Here is a 20,605-nt window from a genome sequence, read left to right as displayed (position 1 = left end):
TCGTGGCCAAGCGCGCACTGATCCTCCGCCATGTCGATTATGAAGGCGCGGCGGGGTATCGCGCGCCGATCGAGGCGGCGGGCTACGGACTGGAATGGCAGGCGGCGGACAGTGCCGATTTCGCCGGGGGCGTGCTGGACGCGGCCGACCTGCTGATCGTGATGGGCGGCCCGATGGGCGTCTACGAGACAGATACCTATCCCTGGATCGAGCCCGAAGTGGCGGCGATCGGGCGGCGAATCGCGGCCGGCCTGCCGACCCTGGGGATCTGCCTGGGCAGCCAGATGATCGCCGCAGCCCTGGGTGCGCGGGTCTATCCCGGCCCGGCGCGCGAGGTCGGCTTCGCGCCCCTGCACCTGACCGCCGCCGGTGAAGCCTCGCCGCTTGCCGCGCTGGCGGGGACGGAGGTGCTGCACTGGCATGGCGACACCTTCACGCTGCCGGAGGGCGCGGTCCGGCTCGCCTCGACCGAGGGCTATTGCAACCAGGCCTTCGCGGTCGGTCCGCGAGTGCTGGCACTGCAATTCCATGCCGAGATGGGCGAGGACCCGCGCTTCGACATCTGGCTGGAGGAGGGGCGGGACTATGTCGCCAGCGCCGGCCTGACGCCGGAGCGGCTGGTGGAGGATCACGGGCGACTGGGACCGCTGGCCGTCGCCGCTGGACGGCGGATGATCGCGAACTGGCTGGACCGGCTTTAAGTCCAGTCTAGGCGCCGAGACCCTCTTGGCGAAGGCCGGGGCCCGGATGAGGGGCGATCACGAAGACGCTTGGCGCCCCGTTTCCAAAGCCTTCCCATCTGGGCCCCGGCCTTCGCCGGGGAAGAACATACTGTCTACAGCAATCCTTAGTCCGCGACGGTGCCGACCACCGCGCCGGCCGTACCGCCGACCGCCGCGCCCTTCTCGACGCTGCCGCCGGTCGCTGCCGCCACGCCCGCGCCACCCGCGCCACCGATCGCGGCACCACGCAGTGTCGAACAGGCCGACATCGACAGGGCCGCGACGATCAGCGCGCTACCAGCAAACAAGGTCTTCATAAGTCACTCCTTTTTCCGGGGGTGCCGCGTTAATCCCGATCAAACCGCATCGTTCCCGGCGTTCCGCCTGCGAAACTAACGCCAGCCGTCCAGCACCTGGTCGGGCGGACGGTGGCCATCTGCCCAGGCGCGGATGTTCTGGATCACCTTCTCGCCGCTCGCCACGCGGCTTTCATAGGTGGCCGAGCCCATATGCGGCGTCATCACCACATTGGGCAGGGCGAGCAGGCGCGGGTCGATGCGCGGCTCATGCTCCCACACGTCGAGCCCGGCGCCGGCAAGCCGGCCCTGTTCCAGTGCGTTGACCAGCGCCTCCTCGTCGACGATGCCGCCGCGACTGGCGTTGATCAGGAACACATGGGGGCGCATCAGCCCGATCCGCCGGCGATCGATCAGCATGCGGCTGTCGGCGTTGAGCGGCGTGTGGACGGTGACGATGTCGGCGACCGCGAGCAGATCATCCAGATTCGCGTGCCAGGTCGCGCCCAGTTGCGCCTCCAGCACGGCGGGCAGGCGATGGCGGTTGTGGTAATGGATGGCCAGGCCGAAGGCGCGGGCGCGCGCCGCCACCGCCTGGCCGATCCGGCCCATGCCGACGATGCCCAGCGTCTTGCCGCCGATCCGATGGCCGAGCATCCCGCTGGGGCTCCATCCGGCCCATTCGCCCGATCGGACCAGCTTCTCCCCCTCCGCCAGCCGGCGCGGGACCGAGACGATCAGCGCCATGGTCAAGTCGGCGGTATCCTCGGTCAGCACGCCGGGGGTGTTGGTGACCATGATGCCGCGCGCCCGGGCGGCGGCCAGGTCGATATGGTTCACCCCCGCACCGAAATTGGCGATCAGGCGCAGGCGCGGTCCGGCGGCGGCGATCACGGCGGCGTCGATCGGGTCGGTCACGGTCGGCACCAGCACGTCGCACTCGGCGACGGCGGCGTGCAGTCGTTCGGCGGACCATTTGGCATCGTCCACGCTCGGCACCGTGTCGAACAGCGCCTCCATCCGCGCCTGGATCCGGTCCGGCAATTCGCGGGTGACGATCACCCGGGGGCGGAGGCAACGTCGCGTGTCGGGATGCGGATCGGCCATGGCATGGGATTGGCGGAGGCGGGCGGCGGCGTCAACGGCCGCATCCATCGCGTCGCACGGTCGAGACGGTTGATCCGGAGCGCGCGCCGTGAAAGGAGGGGCCTCGCCTAGAGGAACTTCTGTCATGCGTATCGCGATCGCCGCGCTGCTCGCCATCGCCATTGTGCCCACCGCCTTGTCCGCCAGCGATCCGGCGGCGGCCGCCACCGAGAAGCGGAGCGTGCCCTATTGGGCGTCGATCGGGCCGGGTCAGGCGCGGATGCGGACCGGCCCGGCCCGCACCTATCCGGCGAGCTGGCTGTATCAGCGTGCCGGCCTGCCGGTGCAGGTGGTGGGCGTGTTCAAGGAATGGCGGCGCATCCGTGACCAGGACGGCACCGAGGGCTGGATGCAGGGCAATCTACTGCGGCTGACGCGGACCGCCGTGGTCACGGGAACGGAGGCTGCGCCGATGCGGCTGCAGCCGGCCGAGCGGGCGGCGATCGCGTGGCGCGCCGCGCCCGGCGTGGTCGGGCGGATCAGCGATTGCGGCCATGGCTGGTGCCGCTTCGACGTGAAGGGGCGCGCCGGCTATGTCGAGGTCGGAAGCCTGTGGGGCGTGGAGGCGACGGAAATCCTGCCCTGAGGCGGGACCGGCCCGCCTCCCGCGACGATCAGGACAAAGCGGGGGCGGGCGTCGCGCCCAGATAGATCATGCAGGCCCAGCCCGTGCACAGCAACGCGAAGGTGACCGACGTACCATAGGCGAGTTGCCCGGCGGTCTGCACCGCGCGACCCAGCGGACGCGCCTCGCGACGGCGGCGGCTGGCGGTCGACAGGACGAAGCTGACAATGACGGCATAGGCCATCACCAACACGTTGAACACCATATACATCCTCGTTTGCCGCACCGCCGTTCACCCGCGTCGGGGGGATCGTCAAGCGGTGCTCGGCCCATCTGCTCCTTCTATGCGGCGAATGGTTAATATGGGGCAAAAAGCCGGGATATTTTCCGGATCATAGTCGTTCCACGGCCATCGCCGTGGCCTCGCCGCCGCCGATGCACAGACTCGCCACGCCGCGCCGCCCGCCGGTCGTCTCCAGCGCCGACAACAGGGTCGCCAGGACACGAGCTCCGGAGGCACCGATCGGATGGCCCAGCGCGCACGCCCCGCCATGGACGTTCACCCGGTCATGCGACAGGCCCAGGTCGCGCATCGCGATCATCGCGACTACCGCAAAGGCTTCGTTCACCTCGAACAGGTCGACCGAGTCGGCCGACCAGCCGGCCTTGTTCAGCGTCTTGCGGATCGCGTCGACGGGAGCGGTGCTGAAGCGCGCCGGCTCGTGCGCATGGGCGCCGAGCGCGACGATGCGTGCGATCGGCGTCAGGCCCAGCCGGTCGGCGACCGACTGGCGCGTCATCACCAGCGCCGCCGCGCCGTCCGAGATGGAGGAGGAATTGGCGGCGGTGATCGCGCCGTCCTTGGCGAAGGCGGCCTTGAGCGTCGGGATCTTGGCAACGTCGCCGCGCGCGGGCTGCTCGTCCAGCGTCACGGTCGTGCTGCCCTTGCGGCCGGCGACCTCGACGGGCACGATCTCGCGATCGAACGCGCCACTCGCCTGCGCCTGTTGCGCGCGGGTGAGCGAGGCGATGGCGTAGTCGTCCATCGCCTCGCGCGTAAACTGATATTCCCGGGCGATATCCTCGGCGAAGGTTCCCATGGCGCGGCCGGGATCATAGGCATCCTCCAGCCCGTCGAGCATCATATGGTCGAGGATGCGATCATGGCCGATGCGCGCTCCGCCGCGATGCTTGGTCATCAGATAGGGGGCGTTGGTCATGCTCTCCATGCCGCCGGCGACCAGCAGGTCGACCGACCCGGCCGCCAGGGCCTCCGCACCCATGATCGCCGCCTGCATCCCCGATCCGCACATCTTGTTGACCGTGGTCGCCTCGACATGCGCGCCGAGCCCCGCGCCGATCGCCGCCTGGCGCGCCGGGGCCTGGCCCAGGCCGGCGGACAGCACGCAGCCCATATAGATGCGCTCCACCGCCGCCGCCGCGACGCCGGCCCGATCGACCGCCCCGCGCACCGCCGCCGCGCCGAGCTGGGTCGCGCTGGCGCCGGACAGGCAGCCCTGGAACGAGCCCATCGGCGTGCGGGCATAGGACAGGATGACGATCGGGTCGGCGGCCGACAGGGGGGCGGGCGCACTGGCCATTCTACTCTCCATAAGACGATGTATTGATGGGTATCATTGGCAGATCCGGTGATGCCGGCCGCCGATGGCGACCAGCCTCGCCCGCGATACTGCATCGCCGACATAGTCCTTCGCCGGTCCGGCTGCCAGCCTTGCGCCGTGCCGAAATGGGCGGCGTCGGTGTCGCTCGACCATGGCCGGTGGATCACGGGTGGGGGGCGTGATCGTCGCCGCCTTGTCGAAGGATCGGGCGCTGGCTACGCGGAACGTCGTGCCGTTCGGCGTCCATCTGTTCGGGGTCTATCGCTATCTGGTCCGCAAAGCCGCTCCCTGATCCCCTCCTCTGGTCGCCCGGCCTGGGCGCGGTGCTGCTGGGCGGGCTGGGGCTGATCCTGGGCAGTTTCATCGCCGCGCTGGTCGTCCGCTGGCCGGAGGAGCGGTCGGTCGCCAGCGGGCGGTCGGCCTGCGATGCCTGCGGGCGAACGCTACGCGCGGTCGAGCTGGTGCCGCTGCTGAGCGCGGCGTGGCAGCGCGGTCGTTGCCGGGGCTGTGGCGCGGCGATCGATCCGATCCACTGGCAGGTCGAGGCGGCGGCACTGGCGATCGGCCTGTCGGCCGGCTGGATCGCGCCAGGTGCGACCGCGATCGCAGGGGCGGTGTTCGGCTGGCTGCTGCTGGCCTTGGCGGCGCTTGACTGGCGTGCCTTCTGGTTGCCCAACCGGCTGACCGTGCTGCTGGCCGCGACCGGACTGATGGGCGTGGTCACGGACCTGCCGCCTTCCCCGACCGACCGGCTGGTCGGCGGGTTGCTCGGCTTCGGCCTGCTCTGGGCGATCGCGGCGGGGTATCGCCTGTGGCGGAAGCGGGAGGGGATGGGCGGCGGCGACCCCAAGCTGTTCGGGGCGATCGGCCTGTGGCTCGGCTGGCGGATGCTGCCGGCGGTGCTGCTGGTCGCGGCGCTGATCGGGCTGGGCGTGGTGCTGGTGCGGCGACTGGCGGGACGGCCGATGGCGGCGGACGATGCATTGCCCCTGGGCACCTTGCTTGCGATCGCGGCTTATCCCGCGTGGCTGATGATGATAGAGGCGCTGGCATGATCGCCGTCCCGATGCTGGCCGTGCTGATGCAGGCCGCCACCCCCGCCGTCACCACCCTCACGCCCGGCAAGCTGCCGCAACAGGCGCTGCCCGCGCGGGGCTGTGCCGCCTATCTCTGGAGCCTGCAGGACCGATCGCTGGTGACGATGGCGACCGCCGACCCGGCGACGCTGCGGCTGGTGATCGACGGCAAGGTCGTCGACCTGCCCCAGGAAAGCCGCACCGGCCCGGGCGGCTTCGGACTGCCGACGCATGGCGTCTATCGGCAGGGCGGGGTGATGGCGACGCTGGACCTGACCTTCGCGACTCGCGCCGACCTGACCGATGGCGGCGGCGTGCCGGAAGCGACGTTGACCATCGCGCGGGACGGGGCCGATGTAATGGTGCTGCCGGTCGCCGGAATGATCGGCTGCGCGGCGCACTCCTGAACAGGGACAATGATATTGCCGCATATCGGGATGATTTCGCGGCCGTGACGAAACCCTGACCGATCCAGTGCGTTGAGTGACATGTTGGGGGCAGATCAAAATCGATCGTCCCGCAAAGGGGAATGATGATCGCGTGACTGCTTCGACCCGCCGGCACTATTGGCTCGCCGTCGCGCTGACCGCCACGTCTCCCGCTTTTGGTCAATGGTCACAGCCGGGTACCGCCCCCGCGCGCGGCCCCGACGCGCCCAAGCCGGCGGACGCGCAATCGGTGCCCGGCCAGAGCGTCGCGCCGGATCAGGGTGATCCGCAGGGCAATGCCCCGATCGTGCCCGAGGCCGAATTCGACGCGGCACTGCCGCCTTTGTCCGGCGACATCAACGCGCCGCTGGAGCCGATGGACCGCATGGCGGCGCCGGCCACCCCGTCGACCCAGACACCGGTCTCGCCCGCGACCACCACCCCGCTTGCGACCGGCGACACGCTGGCGCCGGTGGGGCCGGAAGACCCGGCGCTGGCCCAGCCGCTTACCCCGCTGGCCAGCTTCGACTCGACGCCGCTCCAGACGGAAGTAGCCGCGACCGGGGAGAAGACACCGGACATCCGCTACGAGACGGTGGTGCGCGGGCTCGACGCGCTGAACCTGGAGGACGAGTTCAAGTCGCTCTCGGCCTTGCGCGAAGGCAAGGGCAAGGCGGCGAACGGTGCGCAGGTCTCGGCGCGTGCGCGCGAGGATGAAGGCCTGGCGGTGCGGCTGATGAAGTCGCTCGGCTATTATGACGCCACCGCCATCGCCACGGTCGAGCAGCCGGCCACGCCCGGCGCGCCGCTCACCGCGCTCCTCACCGCGTCGCCCGGCCGGCTCTATACCTTGTCGTCGGTCACGATCGATGCCGCACCGGTGGTGCCGACCGACCTGATCCGCCGCAACCTGCCGCTCAAGATCGGCGACCCGATCGAGGCGGCGCGGATCCAGGGGGCGGAGGCGAATGTCAGCCTGCAACTGCCGCGCCAGGGCTATCCCTTCGTCAAGGTCGGCGAGCGCGACATCCTGCTCGACGATCAGGGGCCGAAGGCGACCGGCGCCTATACGCTGCCGGTCGATACCGGCCCCCGGTCGAGCTTCGGCCAGTTGGTGACGACGGGCGATCCGGTGTTCGGCCTGGATCACCTCAACCTGTTCCCGCACTTCAAGTCGGGACAGCTCTATGATGCGCAGAAGACCGATGACCTGCGCGATGCCCTGGTCGCGACCGGCCTCTTCTCCTCGGTGTCGGTCGAGCCGAAACAGACCGGCCGGCCCGGTCCGGACGGGACCGAACAGGTCGACCTGCTGGTCCGCCAGGAGAAGGGCAAGAACCGCTCGCTGACCGCGACCGCCGGCTATTCGACCGGGCAGGGCACGCGGCTGGAGGGCGGGTGGATCAACCGCAACATGTGGCCGGACGAGGGGGCGCTGATCACCTCGGCGGTGCTCGGCACGCAGGAACAGGGGCTGAACGCCACCTTCCGCCGCTCCAATGCCGGGCGGCGCGACCGGACCTTCCAGATCCTGGCCAATATCAGCCACCAGAATTACGACGCCTATGAAGCCTATATCGGCACGCTGGCGATCCGCTGGAGCTATGATTCGACGCCCTTGTGGCAGAAGCCGCTGACCTATGCGTATGGCGTCGAGCTGACCGGCACCAACGAGGATGTCTACGATTTCGACCTCGGCCGGCGGCGGCGCGGCACCTTCGGCATCGCGGCGCTGCCCGGGCAGGTGGTGTTCGACCGGTCCGACAGCCTGCTCAACCCGACCAAGGGGTTCCGCCTGAAGCTGAACGTCTCGCCCGAAACCTCGGTGCGTGGCGCGGTGCGGCCCTATGTGCGGACGCTGGCGGAGGCGACCGGCTATTATCCGGTAAACGACCGCCTGGTGATCGCCGGCCGCGCGCGCGCCGGATCGATCCAGGGCATCGACCGTGACGACCTGGCCCCGTCGCGGCGTTACTATGGCGGCGGCGGCGGATCGGTGCGCGGCTATGGCTATCAGCGGCTCGGGCCGCTCGACCCCGACGGCAACCCCGTCGGTGGCCGGTCGCTCAACGAATTCTCGCTGGAGGCGCGCTACCGGTTCGGCGATTTCGGCATCGTGCCGTTCGTCGATGCCGGTAACAGCTATGCCAATGCGCTGCCGACCTTTACCGACCTGCGCTTCGGCGCGGGCATCGGCGGGCGCTTCTACACCAATTTCGGGCCGATGCGCATCGACGTCGCGACGCCGCTCAACCCGCGGCCGGGCGACGGCAAGGTCGCGCTCTATATCTCGATCGGGCAGGCATTCTGATGGCCGACACGCTGGCGCAGGACTCCGCGCCCCCTCCGTCCGCGCCGCACAAGCGCTCCCTGGGGTTCCGTATCCTCAAGGGGATCGGCCTGACCCTGCTCGGTCTGGTCGCGCTGGTGCTGGTCGTGCTGTTCGGGATCAATACCGATCCGGGCCGCCGCTTCGTCGCCGACCAGATCGGCGGATACAGCACGGCCTCGGGCCTCAACATCAAGGTCGGGCGGATCGACGGTTCGCTCTATGGCCGCATGGCCCTGTCCGACCTGCGCGTCAGCGACCAGAAGGGCGTGTTCCTGACCAGCCCGCGCCTCGACATCGACTGGCGGCCCTTCGCCTATGCGAAGAACCATGTCGACGTGAAGCTGCTGAGCGCCGACCAGATCACGCTGGCGCGCCGCCCCGTGCTCAAGCCGACGCCGCCCACCCCGGACAACCAGCCGCTGCTGCCCGATCTCGATATCGACGTGAACCGGTTGCATATCGGCCGGTTCACTATGCAGAAGGCGGTGACCGGGCAGACACATATCCTGTCGCTCGACGGCACCGTCCATATCGCCGACCGCCGCGCGCAGGTGAAGGCGAACGCCGCCGCGCTACGCGGTCCGGGCGTTGCCGGCGGCGACCGGCTGGCGCTGACGCTGGACGCGGTCCCCGACCGGAACACGCTAAACCTGGACGTGAAGCTCCAGGCGCCGACCGGCGGCGTCGTCGCGACCATGGCGAGCCTCAAGGCGCCGCTGACCGTGAATGTCGACGGGCGCGGCAGCTGGGCGAACTGGCGCGGTCGCGCGCTCGCCACGCTGGGCGGCGGGCAGCTCGCCGATCTGAACCTGACCACGCGGAACGGCCATATCGAGGTGCGCGGCACCACCCGGCCCGGCCTCTATCTGGAGGGCCCGGTCGAGCGGCTGACCGCGCCGCAGCTGGATGTGGCGATCGACACGACGCTGAACGAGCGGCGCGCCGACACGCGGCTGACGCTCAAGTCCGACGCGCTAGCGGTGGACGCCGGCGGCCTGATCGATCTCGCCAATAGCCAGTTTGGCAATTTCGCCGTCGATGCCAAGCTGCTGACCCCCGGCGCGATCGCTCCCAATCTACGCGGGCGTGACGTGACCGCGCGCGTGGTGCTGAACGGCGCGTTCGCGACGCCGACGGTCGACTATAAGCTGCGCGCCGCCGCGATGGGCTTCGGCACGACGACGGTCGAGAATGTCTATGCCGAGGGGCTGGCGCGGGTGAACAGCGACCGCATCCTGGTGCCGGTCCATGCCCGCGCCCGCCGGGTGACCGGGCTGAACGCGGCGGTCGGCGGACTGACCAACAATGTGCGTATCGATGGCGACCTCGCCATCTCCATGCCCAACATCCTGTCCGACAATCTGCGCATCCGGTCCGACTCGATCGACGCGACCGCCGTGATCGTCGCCAATACCGCGACCGGCCGCTACACCGGCGCGCTCAAGGGGCGGGTGAACAACTATCGGCTCGAATCGATCGGCATCCTCAACCTGTCGACCGACGCGAAGCTGGTGCCGGGGCCCAATGGCGGTTTCGGCATCACCGGCCGGGTGGTCGCGCAGACCAAGCAGCTGTTCAACGACGGGGTCCGCAATTTCCTGGGCGGCAACGCCGTGGTCCGCTCGGACATCGGCTACAGCCCCGAAGGCATCGTGACCTTCGCCAATCTGCGCCTCAACGCGCCGCAGTTCCGGATCACGTCGGGGCAGGGGCGGTTCGACCCGGCCTCCGGCGCGGTTGCGGTCTCGGCCGACGCCTATTCGACGCAATATGGTCCGCTGTCGGCGCGGATGACCGGATCGGCGGACTCGCCGGTGGTGGTGCTGCGCGCGCCGCGACCGGGCGTCGGCGTCGGGCTGGTCAACCTGAACGCGCGCGTGGTCGGCCGGGGCGGCGCCTATGCGGTGACCGCGAGCGGCGGCACCAATTACGGTCCCTTCACCGCCGATGTGCTGGTGCGGCCGGGCAACCAGCTGGCGGTCGACATCCGCCGCGTGGTCTTTGCCGGCATCGCCGCCAATGGCCGCGTCGTGCAGACGCCGCGCGGACCCTTTGCGGGGGCGCTCGCCTTCAACGGACAGGGCGTGACCGGCAATGTCCGGCTCGCCGATCAGGGCGGCAACCAGCGGGCGGACATCGCGGCGCGGGCCTATAATGCACGCATCCCGGGGCAGGTGGACTTCACCATCGGCCGCGCGATCGCCAATGCCAGCATCGTGCTGCTCCCCAAGGCGCCGCAGGTGGTGGCCGATGTGCAGCTCGCCGACACGCGCTATGGCCCGACCGTCATCCAGGCGGCGCGTGCCAAGGTGAATTATGTCGGGGGACGCGGCACCGCGCAGGCGCTGCTGACCGGATCGAACGGCGTGCCGTTCCGCGTCGCGCTGAACGCCCGACTGGCACCGGACGATTATCTGGTCGCGCTCAAGGGGGCGGCGAGCGGCATCGACTTCCGCACGGTCAATCCCGCGCGCATCCGCACCAGCGGCGGTGCGTACCGGCTCGACCCGACCCGGATCGACTTCGCGCCGGCCAACGGGCAGCCGGGCGGCTCGCTGCGGCTGGCCGGATCGTTCGGCGGTGCGACGCAGGTCCAAGCCCGGCTCGACCGGCTCAACCTGTCGATCCTCAATGCCTTTGTCGCCAATCTGGGATTGAGCGGCCAGGCGACCGGCAGCCTGGATTTCCGCCAGGCGTCCAGCTCCGCCTTCCCGGATGCGACCGCGCGGATGACGATCAGCCAGTTCCGCCGCACCGGCGTCGCCACCGTCTCCGACCCGGTCGACATCGTGCTGGCCGGCACGCTGGACGCGCAGGGCGGCGATATGCGGGCGCTGATCCGCAATGGCCAGACCGTGGTCGGTCGCGTGCTCGCCTCGCTGCGGCCATTGCCGCCGGGGGCGGGAAGCTGGACGACCCGGCTGCTGAGCGCCCCGCTGGGCGGCGGCATCCGCTATAACGGACCGTCGTCGCTGCTCTTCTCCTTCGCGGCGCTGCCCGACCAGCAGCTCACCGGGCCGATCGCGGTCGCGGCGGATTTCGGCGGACGGGTTTCCGCGCCAAGCCTCAACGGCCTGATCCGCGCCGACAACCTGACCTATGACAATGAGCAATATGGCACGCGGCTGACCAACATGCAGATCGCCGGCCGCTTCAACAACGATCGGCTGGAGATCAGCCGCCTGAACGCGCGCGCCGGCGACGGCACGGTGCAGGCGCAGGGCTCGATCGGCCTGGCCGCCGCCGCCGGCTTCCCGATCGACCTGCGCGCGACGCTGAACAATGCACGGCTGGCGAACAGCGATGCGCTGGCCGCGACCAGCAGCGGCACGATCCGGCTGACCAACGGGCCGCAGGGCGGGCTGATCCAGGGCGAGCTGACCATCCCCAATGCCCGCTACCAGATCATCCGCCAGGGCGCGGCCGAAGTGCCGGAGCTGACCGGGGTCCGCCGCAAGAGCGAAATCCGCGCCGCACGGCCGACCGATCGGCCGACCCCGGCCCCGGTCGGGCTGTTCAAGCTCGACCTGCGGGTCCGCGCGGACAATCAGCTGTTCGTGTCGGGCATGGGGCTCGAGTCGGAATGGGAGATGGACCTGCGGATCGGCGGCACCTCGGCCGCGCCGGTCATCACCGGTGGGCTCGACCTGATCCGCGGCACCTACAGCTTCGCGGGCAAGCGGTTCGAGGTGAACCGGGGCCAGATCCGGTTCCAGGGCGGCGCGCTGATCGATCCGGACATCAACATCCAGGCGACCACCACCACCAACGGCGTCACCGCCGTGCTGAACGTGACGGGTACCGGCCAGCGGCCGCAGATCAGCTTCACCTCGACGCCGGCCCTGCCGCAGGACGAGGTGCTGAGCCGGCTGCTGTTCGGCACCAATCCGGAGAATCTGTCGGCGGTGGAGGCGATCCAGCTCGCCTCCGCGCTCAACAGCCTGCGCGGATCGGGTGGGGGCGGGCTCAATCCGCTCGGCAAGCTGCGCTCGGCGACCGGGTTCGATCGCCTCCGCGTCCTCGGCGGCGACGAGGCGAGCGGGCGGGGCACCAGCCTGGCTGCGGGCAAATACCTGACCAACAATATCTATGTGGAGATCATCACCGACGCGCGCGGCTTCACCGCCACGCAGCTGGACATCGCGCTGACTCGCTCGCTCAGCGTGCTGACCTCGGCCGGTTCGTTCGGCGGTTCGTCGGCGAGCGTCCGCTACTCCAGGGATTATTGATCGATGCGTCCCGCCCGGTTGGTCGATGGCCGGGCGGGCGAGGTGATGGTCATGGGCTCCAACGAAAAAACGGACCCGACGCCGCTGGGCGTGGGGTCCGTTTTCCCGGTCCGTCGTCCGGGCGCGCGCCGCTGGCGGCTGCGCCTATCGAGCAACGGGTATGGCTTCAGATCGGGCGGATGTGATCGCCATAGATCAGCGCCAGGATGAACTTCAGCATGGTTTTTCTCCCTCTAGGCCCCTCGTTGGAGGCAGGGAATTATTAACACCACGTTTACCAGTTCGCAACGGAGAAACCCCATTGGACCTGTAGCTTAACAGTATATTTATCGATTTTCGTTTATTCGGCGGAACGATGGATCAGCATCCGATGACGAACAGCCAACGGGCCCGGCCGCCGCGCCCCGACGAAGCGGCATCGCCTTCCCGCACAATGCGGGGAGGATGGCGGTTCGTGGTTCTGGTGTCGGTGGCGAATTATGGCCTGTTGCGCCGGCACCTCGGCCTCGCAGTCGCCGATTCGCTGGCCGATCTGCTGGTTCGGCGGATAGCCGCGCTGGGGCCCGCAGCGGCGATCACGGCCACCGGGCGCGACCTGATCGAGCTGATCTTCGTGGGTGACCACCGCGCCGCCCTAGACGAGCGAATCGGGGCGATCGAACGGCTGTTCGCCCGTCCCTTGCCCATCGACATCGGTGTGGTCGCGGTCGACGTGCATATCGGCGCATCGGCCGCCCCTGTCGGTGAGGCAGACGATGTGCGGCTGATCGAGGAGGCCGAAACCGCGCTGATCGAGGCACGGTCGGAGCGGCAGCCGGTGATCTGCGACGTGGCATGCGGCGACGTCGCGCACGATCGCATGGCGCTGGCGCATGACCTGCCCGTCGCGATCCGGCGGGGCGAGATGGCGCTGCACTATCAGCCGAAGCTGCATGTCCGCCAGCAGCGCATCTCCAGCGTCGAGGCGCTGGTCCGCTGGAATCATCCGACTCGCGGGCAGGTGTCGCCCGGCGACTTCATTCCATTGGCGGAACAGTCGCGCGATATCGTCGACCTGACCTTGTGGACCATCCGCCAGGTGATCGAGGATCAGCGGCTGATGGCGTCGCGCGGCGTCGACTGCCCGATCTTCATCAACATCGCCGGCGTGCTGCTGACCGACACCGCCTTCGTCCGCGAGGCCTGCGCCCTGATCCAGGGCAGCGGCGCACGGCTGGGGTTCGAGGTCACCGAAACTTCGGTGATTCGCGACCCGCAATGCGCGATCGCACATCTCCAGATCTTTGCAGGCATCGGCATCACCATCGCGATCGACGATTATGGCGCCGGCCTGTCGTCGCTGGCCTATCTCAAGCAGCTGCCGGCGCGCGAGCTGAAGATCGACAAGCTGTTCGTCACCCAGCTCACCAGTTCGAACCGCGACCCGCTGATCGTCCGCTCGACCATCGACCTTGCCCATGCGCTGGAGATGGAAGTGGTTGCCGAGGGCGTGGAAACCCATGCCGCACTCGCGCTGCTGTCGGTGATGGGGTGCGACATGGTGCAGGGCTTCCTGATCAGCCGGCCGGTTCCGCTCGACGCGCTGCTCGCCTATCTGGAGGAGCAGCGTGGCGGGTTCGAGGTGCCGGTGCCGCCCAGCGTGCAGAGCCTGCGGAACGCCTGGTCGCGCCGATGATCCCGCAGGCGGCGATCGTCGTCGCGCTGATCCTGTCCGCTACCGGATGGTCGACCGCGAGCCGGGGCGCGTCGCCGGTAGATGAGGCATTCGATCGGTCGGTAGCGATGGCCCGTACCGCGATGGTCACCGATCCGACCATTGCATTGACGTCGGCTCGCCAGGCCGAGGACCATGCCGAGGCCCGCGACGATGCGCGCCAGCGCGACCTGGAACTGGCGCAGGCGTGGCGATTGCAGGGGGATGCCTGTCTACGGCTGAACCGCTTGGGCGAGGCGGCGGCGCTGCTATCCCGTGCCGAGGCGGCGGCCCGGCGCTACGATCCCCGATCGCAGGTGATGGGCGAAGTCCTGCTGACCAATGCGGCCTATCAGGGCGTTCAGGGCCGGGCGGCAGCGGCGCTGCGCGCGTTTCAACAGGCGTTTCGCATCTTCCAGGGAACGGGTGATGCGCGCAGCCAGGCGATGGCGCTGGTCGGCATGGCGGGCCTTTACAATGACGCGCGCGACAATGAGACGGCACTACGCTATTTCAGCCAAGCGGAGGACGTGTATCGCGGCGACCCACGACTGTTGCTCGCGGTGTTCAACAATCGCGGCACCGTCTATCAGGATCTCGGCCGCTTCGCCGATGCGGAGGCGGACTTTCAACGCGCCTATGGTCTCGCGCGCAGCCGCAACAGTCCGCTGCTTCAGGCCCAGGTGCTGGGCAATCTGGCGCGCAACCGCCTGAAGGCCGGACGGGTCGGCGAGGCGGATTGGGCGCTGCGACGGGCCCTTCTCCTGACACGCAAGGGTGAAGCGCAACATTGGCGGCCGCAAATCCAGGCCATCGCTGCGCAAGCGGCGTTGCAGGAACGACGGACGGACGAGGCTGGCCGGCTGATCGAGGCAAGCTTCGCGGGGGTCGATCCGGACACCACGACCCTGCCTTATCGCGAGGCGCATCAGACCGCCTATCGCACCTTCGCGATGCTGGGCGAGCCGGACAAGGCACTGCCGCACCTAATCGCGCTGAAGCGGCTGGACGACGAGGCGACCAAGCTCGCCACCCAGACCAACACCGCGTTGATGGCGGCGCGGTTCGACTTCGCCAATCAGGAACTGCGAATCGCCAAGCTGAAGGCCGAGGAGTTGCGGCGCGGCATCGCCTTCGAACAGGCGCGTGCGCGGACCGAGCGGCTGGTGTTCCTGGGCGCGGCGGCGGCGACCGCGATCGTCATCCTCATGCTGGCGATCAGCCTGTTCACCGTCCGCCGCAGTCGCAATCAGGTCCGCGCCGCGAACGAAGACCTGGCGGTCACCAATGAAGCGCTGGGCAAGGCGCTGGCCGCGAAGACCGAGTTCCTGGCGACCACCAGCCATGAAATTCGCACGCCGCTGAACGGCATATTGGGCATGACCCAGGTGATGCTGGCCGATGCGCGGCTGGACGCGGCCATTCGCGACCGGCTGACCGTGGTGCACGGCGCGGGCGTGACGATGAAGGCGCTGGTCGACGATATCCTGGACGTGGCGAAGATCGAGACCGGCCACCTGACCATCGAGGAAGCGCCGTTCGATCTGGCCGCGACGATCCGCGACGCCGCGACCATGTGGCGGGCGCAGGCGGAGGCGCGGGGGCTGCGGTTCGAGACGGCGCTGGCCGACTGCCCCGATTGCGTCGTCGGCGATGCCGCACGGGTCCGCCAGATTGTATTCAACCTGGTCGCCAATGCACTGAAGTTCACCAGCGCGGGGCAGGTGTCGCTGTCCGTCACCCGCGTCGACGATGACAGCAACTATGCGATCGCGGTGCGGGATACGGGCATCGGCATCGCCCCGGATCAGCAGAACGCGATCTTCGAGGCCTTCCGCCAGGCGGATGCGAGTACGACGCGGCGGTTCGGCGGCACGGGCCTGGGCCTGTCCATCTGTCGCAACCTGGCGCGGGCGATGGGCGGCGATGTCGCGGTCGACAGCGTCGAGGGGGAGGGGTCGACCTTCACCGTGACGTTGCCGCTGGTCGTGCCGGTGGACGCGCAGCAGCGGGTGACGTGCGGCACCGGTGCCCAGGGGGCGGGCCTGCTGGTCATCGATTACAATCCGATCGCCCGCAGCATGTGGCGGACGCTGTTCGCGCCGCATGAGGAACGCCTAGTCTTTGTCGGGAGTTTTCAGGAAGCGATCGAGTCGCTGAGAGAGGGGCCATGTCGACGCGTGCTGGTGGACGAAGCACCGCTGCGGGGCGAAGCCGAGCCGGATGCCGCGCTCGCGCGTCTGGTCGCGGCGGCCGAAGGATGTGGCGCGGCGGTGACATTGTTGTGGCCGGCGGCGGATGCCCCGGGCGTGATGCGCCTGTCCGCCAGCGGCGTGCGCCAGGTCGTGAGCAAGCCGGTGACGGGCGCCGCGCTGGTCCAGGCTCTGTTCACCGCATCGCAGGACGATCTGCTTGTAACGCAGGCGGTATGACGCGTAGACGCTGGCCCATGATCAGGCGCTGGCAGGGGCACAGGATGGGATCGGCATAGCGATGGACGTGCTCTTCATCGAGGACGATCGCATGAACCGCCGTGTCGTTCGCGACATGCTGGACGTGGCCGGCGCCAGCATGAGCGAGGCGGAGGATGCCGAGCAGGGGCTGGTCGAGATCGACCGGCATGACTTCACCATCGTGCTGATCGACCTGCGGATGCCGGGCATGGATGGCATCACCGCGATCCGCCACATCCGCGCGCGCGGCGATGCCAAGGCTGCGGTCCCGATCATCGTGGTGACCGCCGACGCGGCGGTCGACCTGCGCGAACGCTGCCTGGCGGCGGGGGCGGACGACGTGATCTTCAAGCCGGTGGCGATGGATGCGCTGTTCGAGTCGATGGGCCGTGTGCTGGCACAGCGCGATGGCGGCGGCGTGATCGCCTGACCGGAACCTTTTCGCGTCGCCGGGGCATTGGTTCGGTGAACGCAAAAGGGAGGCGGCATGGCGGAAGAGGTGATCGTACCACAGGGGGCCAAGCGGGCCCTGTTGCACAGACTGACCCTGCCCTGGTGGACATTGGTGTTCCCGCTGCTCGGAGTGGCGGCGATCGTTACGTCGCTCGCGAAGCTCGGCACGATCGGCACGGTGGCGGCGATCGTCATCCTGATCGGCAGCGTGCTCGCCGCCGTCCACCATGCCGAAGTGGTGGCGCACCGGGTCGGCGAGCCCTTCGGGACGCTGGTCCTGGCGATCGCGGTGACGGTGATCGAGGTCTCGCTGATCGTCAGCCTGATGCTGTCCGATGCGGGCGACGCCTCCTCGCTGGCGCGCGATACGGTGTTCGCGGCGATCATGATCATCCTCAACTTTATCGTCGGCCTCTGCCTGCTGGCGGGCGGCATCCGGCATGGCGAGCAGCGTTTCACCTTGCGCGGGGTGAGCGCGGCCCTGTGCGTGCTGGCGGCGATGGCGGTGCTGTCGCTGGTCCTGCCCAATTATACCGATACCACCTCGGGCCCGACCTATGCGCCGTCGCAACTCCTGTTCGTGGCGGTGGTGTCGCTGATCCTCTACGGCACGTTCGTGATGGTGCAGACGGTGCGGCATCGCGACTATTTCCTGCCCTCGGGCGAGAGCCTGCCGCATGATGCCCATGCCGAGCCGCCGACCGATGCCGCCGCGTGGAGCGCGTTCGGCGTGCTGCTGGTCGCGCTGGTCGTCGTGGTGCTGCTCGCCAAGGCACTGTCGCCGACCGTCGAGGCGGCGATCCTGGGGGCGGGTCTGCCGCTGGCGCTGGTCGGCGTCATCATCGCCGCGCTGGTGCTCGCGCCCGAAAGCCTGGCGGCCTATCGCGCGGCCAAGCGCAACCGCCTGCAGACCAGCCTCAACCTGGCGCTGGGATCGGCGCTGGCGACGATCGGACTGACGATTCCCGCGGTGGCCATCGTGTCGCTGGTGCTCGGCCTGCCACTGGCGCTGGGGATCAGCGGGAAGAGCATGACCCTGCTCGCCGTATCGCTGTTCGTCGCCACTCTATCGCTGGGCAATGGCAAGACCACGGTGTTGCAGGGCGTCGTCCACCTGGTGATCTTCGCCGCCTATCTGTTCGTCACCGTGGTGCCATGATCCTGGGATCGGGTGGAAAATAGATGATGCTGCAACGGAACCGGTTTGCGATTGTCTTTTCTGCATCCTTAATGGTCGAACGAGCAATTGCTTAACACCGTGCTGCGATGCACAAGAGCCGTGCCTTTCAGGCATCCTCTCCTAAAAACTTTTCGGCCGGGCTTGTCCCGGCCTTTTTTTTGTCTCCGGCTTGTGTACAAGCACGTCACCAATCACTGCGTCGTCAATTATAAAACGGGTTATGGAGTGGAGCCGCCGGTCGAACCGGCAGCGGCCGGTGATGGTCGGGAGATGAGCGCCTGCAATGGCAGCTCTCTCCCGTTATTTTTCGCTAAAATTCTTGCCGCGAAATTCATCCATATCGAATGCGATTACGCTTCGTTATTTGCGGCGCTTATCCAAGCAATGGCAATCTAGTCGCAAAGGTAACCAGATTTATTCTGGCGAATCGGCACCCAGACCTTCCGTCAGCCGACTGGCGAGTACGACCCCCGCCACCAGTTGCGCCATGCCATAGAGACGCCGCCGCCCGGCCCGCCCGGCAAAGGGGCGGACCAGGGCATCGAGCGCGGGCACGTCCGATCGCCATAACGCGACGTGGCGACGCGGCTGGAGCAGGCCGAGCATCCCGTCGCCGATCATGAAGATCGCCGCCATCTCCGCCACGCGAGCGACGGGGCGCGCCGTCCCGGTCATTTCGTCCTGCCGCTTCGCCATGCCTGCAACTCCTCGACCGCTGTCGAACGCATCAACACGCGGGCGAAGGGATCGATCACCACATGCGCATCGGCGGGCACCGCGAGTTCGCCCCGGCCGCCGGCCATCGCGACTCTGGTGATGCGGTCGCCGACCTGCACCTCGACCGGCAAGGGGAAGGGGCCGTTGCCCGGCACCTTCCACCGCAGCGTCATGCGGTCGCCCGAGCGTTCGGTCACCAGCTCCGGCAGGGCGGCGCGGCGCAGATAGACGTCGAAGAACCAGCCATAATCCTGGCCGGTCACCTGACGGACGAAGCGCTCATATTCCGCCGTGGAGCCGAAGCGCGGCTGGAAGTTGCCCGGCTTCGGATCGGTGCGGCCATAGACGGCGAGTCGGGTCACGTCCCAGAAGGCCGCGTCCCCGATCAGGCCACGCAGCGTGTGGAGCATCCACGAGCCCTTGTTGTAGATGTCGAGGCCGGGGCCGCCATCCTCGGCCTCATATACCTCCTCCTCGGTGATGACGCGGCCGCGCACGATCGGCACCTGGTTGGCGATGCCGCCGCGCTGGCCCTGCATCATTGCGGCATAGCGCGCCTCGCCCTCGCGCCAGCGGCCATAGGCGGGCTGCATATAGCTGCCATAGCCCTCGTGCAGCCAGTAATCGTCCCAATTGGCGGCGGTCAGCTGGTTGCCGAACCATTCATGGCTGAACTCATGCTGGAACAGCCAGTCGAACCCCTCGATCGCCTTGGCATAATCGTTGCCATAGGCGTTGATCGTCTGGTGCTCCATGCCCTTATAGGGCGTCTCGACCACGCCGACCTTTTCGTCGCCAAAGGGATAGGGGCCGATCACGCTCTCGAAAAAGTCGAGCGTCGGCGCGAACTCCGCGAACAGCTTCTCGGCCTGCGCCTTCTCCCCCGGCAGATACCAGTAGAACATCGGGATGCGGTTGCCGAACCGGCTCTTATAGGTGCCGCTGATCTCTTCATAGGGCCCGACATTGAGGGCGATGCCATAGGTGTTGGGATGCGCGATCCGCCAGTTCCAGCGGCTGCGGCCATCGGGCAGCGTATCGACGCCGAGCAGCACGCCGTTGGACGGGGCCTTCAACCCCTTGGGCACGGTGATGTGCAGCGTCACCACCGCCGGCTCGCCCTTGGGGAAGTCGAGGCAGGGCCAGAACAGGTCGCAGCCATAGCCCTCCGCCGTGGTGCCGAACCAGGTCCGGCCGTCCTTGGTCTTCGACCAGACGACGCCGTCGTCCCAGGGCGCGCGGACCGCGACATGCGGCGTGCCGCCATAGGTGATTCGCGCCCGGACCGACTGTCCGGCGGCGAGCGGCCGGGGCAGTCGGACGACCAGCTGCCCCTCCGGGTTGGACCAGGCGGTGGCGGGCAGGTCGACGTCGTCGATCGCGATCGCACGGACCGGCAGGTTGCGGTCGAGATCGATCACCAGCCGGTCGAGCGGCGCGGTAGCGGTGAAGCCCAGCGTGGCCACCCCCTCCAGCCGGTAACGGTCGGGCAACAGCTCGAATGCTAGATCGGCACTGTCGAAGCGCATCGCCAGTTGCTCGGGCGGGCGCACGCCGCCCGAGCGCTTTGTCTGTGCGGTGACGGGCGGGGTGCCCTTGGCCGGGGGAGCGGTGTCGAGCGGTGCGGAAGCGGCCAGAAGGGCGATGGGGGCGAGCAGCGATACGAACATGACGAGACCGAACAAGAGGGACG

General features: G+C 68.5%; 17 protein-coding genes. 11 read left to right on the top strand and 6 right to left on the bottom strand.

What is annotated here, in order from left to right:
* The first annotated feature begins 2 nt into the window (after positions 1–2).
* The gene (locus QE452_RS10005; protein ID WP_309657951.1) at positions 3–701 is read left to right on the top strand and encodes a glutamine amidotransferase; all 699 of its coding nucleotides are present in this window, start codon (positions 3–5) and stop codon (positions 699–701) included.
* A gap of 146 nt (positions 702–847) precedes the next feature.
* Here QE452_RS10005 and QE452_RS10000 read toward each other — a convergent pair whose 3' ends face one another.
* Both QE452_RS10000 and QE452_RS09995 read right to left on the bottom strand, forming a co-directional pair.
* On the bottom strand, positions 848–1,039 hold the full coding sequence (locus QE452_RS10000) for a hypothetical protein (RefSeq protein ID WP_125993181.1): 192 nt from the start codon (positions 1,037–1,039) through the stop codon (positions 848–850).
* A 75-nt stretch (positions 1,040–1,114) separates the two neighbouring features.
* Entirely contained in the window at positions 1,115–2,125 is a 1,011-nt protein-coding gene (locus tag QE452_RS09995; RefSeq protein ID WP_309658136.1) for a D-glycerate dehydrogenase, read from the bottom strand.
* A gap of 124 nt (positions 2,126–2,249) precedes the next feature.
* On the opposite strand from QE452_RS09995, the gene QE452_RS09990 reads away from it, so the two are divergent.
* Positions 2,250–2,750: an SH3 domain-containing protein gene (locus QE452_RS09990; RefSeq protein ID WP_125993180.1), complete on the top strand. Its 501-nt coding sequence runs from the start codon at positions 2,250–2,252 to the stop codon at positions 2,748–2,750.
* A gap of 28 nt (positions 2,751–2,778) precedes the next feature.
* On the opposite strand, the gene QE452_RS09985 is transcribed toward QE452_RS09990, so the two are convergent.
* The gene (locus QE452_RS09985) at positions 2,779–2,994 is read right to left on the bottom strand and encodes a hypothetical protein (RefSeq protein WP_125993179.1); all 216 of its coding nucleotides are present in this window, start codon (positions 2,992–2,994) and stop codon (positions 2,779–2,781) included.
* Positions 2,995–3,121: 127 nt separating this feature from the next.
* Positions 3,122–4,330, bottom strand: a complete 1,209-nt coding sequence (locus QE452_RS09980; RefSeq protein WP_309657952.1) for an acetyl-CoA C-acyltransferase — start codon at positions 4,328–4,330, stop codon at positions 3,122–3,124.
* A gap of 190 nt (positions 4,331–4,520) precedes the next feature.
* On the opposite strand from QE452_RS09980, the gene QE452_RS09975 reads away from it, so the two are divergent.
* The 9 genes from QE452_RS09975 (at position 4,521) to QE452_RS09935 (ending at position 18,174) form a co-directional block, all read left to right on the top strand.
* Positions 4,521–4,643, top strand: coding sequence for a hypothetical protein (locus tag QE452_RS09975; RefSeq protein WP_309729982.1), 123 nt, complete (start codon positions 4,521–4,523; stop codon positions 4,641–4,643).
* Positions 4,644–4,674: 31 nt separating this feature from the next.
* Positions 4,675–5,406, top strand: a complete 732-nt coding sequence (locus tag QE452_RS09970) for an A24 family peptidase (protein WP_309657954.1) — start codon at positions 4,675–4,677, stop codon at positions 5,404–5,406.
* The gene (locus QE452_RS09965; protein WP_309657955.1) at positions 5,403–5,834 is read left to right on the top strand and encodes a hypothetical protein; all 432 of its coding nucleotides are present in this window, start codon (positions 5,403–5,405) and stop codon (positions 5,832–5,834) included. The genes QE452_RS09970 and QE452_RS09965 overlap by 4 nt, the downstream gene beginning before the upstream one ends.
* Before the next feature lie 133 nt (positions 5,835–5,967).
* Positions 5,968–8,166: a BamA/TamA family outer membrane protein gene (locus QE452_RS09960; RefSeq protein ID WP_405052756.1), complete on the top strand. Its 2,199-nt coding sequence runs from the start codon at positions 5,968–5,970 to the stop codon at positions 8,164–8,166.
* Positions 8,166–12,416: a translocation/assembly module TamB domain-containing protein gene (locus QE452_RS09955; RefSeq protein WP_309657956.1), complete on the top strand. Its 4,251-nt coding sequence runs from the start codon at positions 8,166–8,168 to the stop codon at positions 12,414–12,416. Before QE452_RS09960 ends, QE452_RS09955 begins: the two co-directional genes overlap by 1 nt.
* A gap of 454 nt (positions 12,417–12,870) precedes the next feature.
* Positions 12,871–14,091 carry an EAL domain-containing protein gene (locus QE452_RS09950; protein ID WP_309657957.1) on the top strand — a complete coding sequence of 407 codons (1,221 nt, stop codon included), beginning with the start codon at positions 12,871–12,873 and terminating at the stop codon, positions 14,089–14,091.
* A complete protein-coding gene (locus QE452_RS09945) occupies positions 14,088–16,541 on the top strand; it encodes an ATP-binding protein (protein ID WP_309657958.1) in 2,454 nt (817 codons plus the stop codon). The genes QE452_RS09950 and QE452_RS09945 overlap by 4 nt, the downstream gene beginning before the upstream one ends.
* A gap of 61 nt (positions 16,542–16,602) precedes the next feature.
* Positions 16,603–16,992, top strand: a complete 390-nt coding sequence (locus tag QE452_RS09940; RefSeq protein ID WP_309657959.1) for a response regulator — start codon at positions 16,603–16,605, stop codon at positions 16,990–16,992.
* Between the two features lie 57 nt (positions 16,993–17,049).
* The gene (locus tag QE452_RS09935) at positions 17,050–18,174 is read left to right on the top strand and encodes an ionic transporter y4hA (RefSeq protein WP_309657960.1); all 1,125 of its coding nucleotides are present in this window, start codon (positions 17,050–17,052) and stop codon (positions 18,172–18,174) included.
* A 435-nt stretch (positions 18,175–18,609) separates the two neighbouring features.
* Here QE452_RS09935 and QE452_RS09930 read toward each other — a convergent pair whose 3' ends face one another.
* Positions 18,610–18,891: a hypothetical protein gene (locus QE452_RS09930; protein WP_309657961.1), complete on the bottom strand. Its 282-nt coding sequence runs from the start codon at positions 18,889–18,891 to the stop codon at positions 18,610–18,612.
* Positions 18,867–20,582 carry a M1 family metallopeptidase gene (locus QE452_RS09925; RefSeq protein ID WP_309657962.1) on the bottom strand — a complete coding sequence of 572 codons (1,716 nt, stop codon included), beginning with the start codon at positions 20,580–20,582 and terminating at the stop codon, positions 18,867–18,869. The genes QE452_RS09930 and QE452_RS09925 overlap by 25 nt, the downstream gene beginning before the upstream one ends.
* Positions 20,583–20,605 lie beyond the last annotated feature (23 nt).

It is taken from the genome of Sphingomonas sp. SORGH_AS_0438 (assembly GCF_031453475.1).
Lineage (GTDB): Bacteria > Pseudomonadota > Alphaproteobacteria > Sphingomonadales > Sphingomonadaceae > Sphingomonas.
This window is presented reverse-complemented; position numbering and strand designations above follow the sequence as displayed.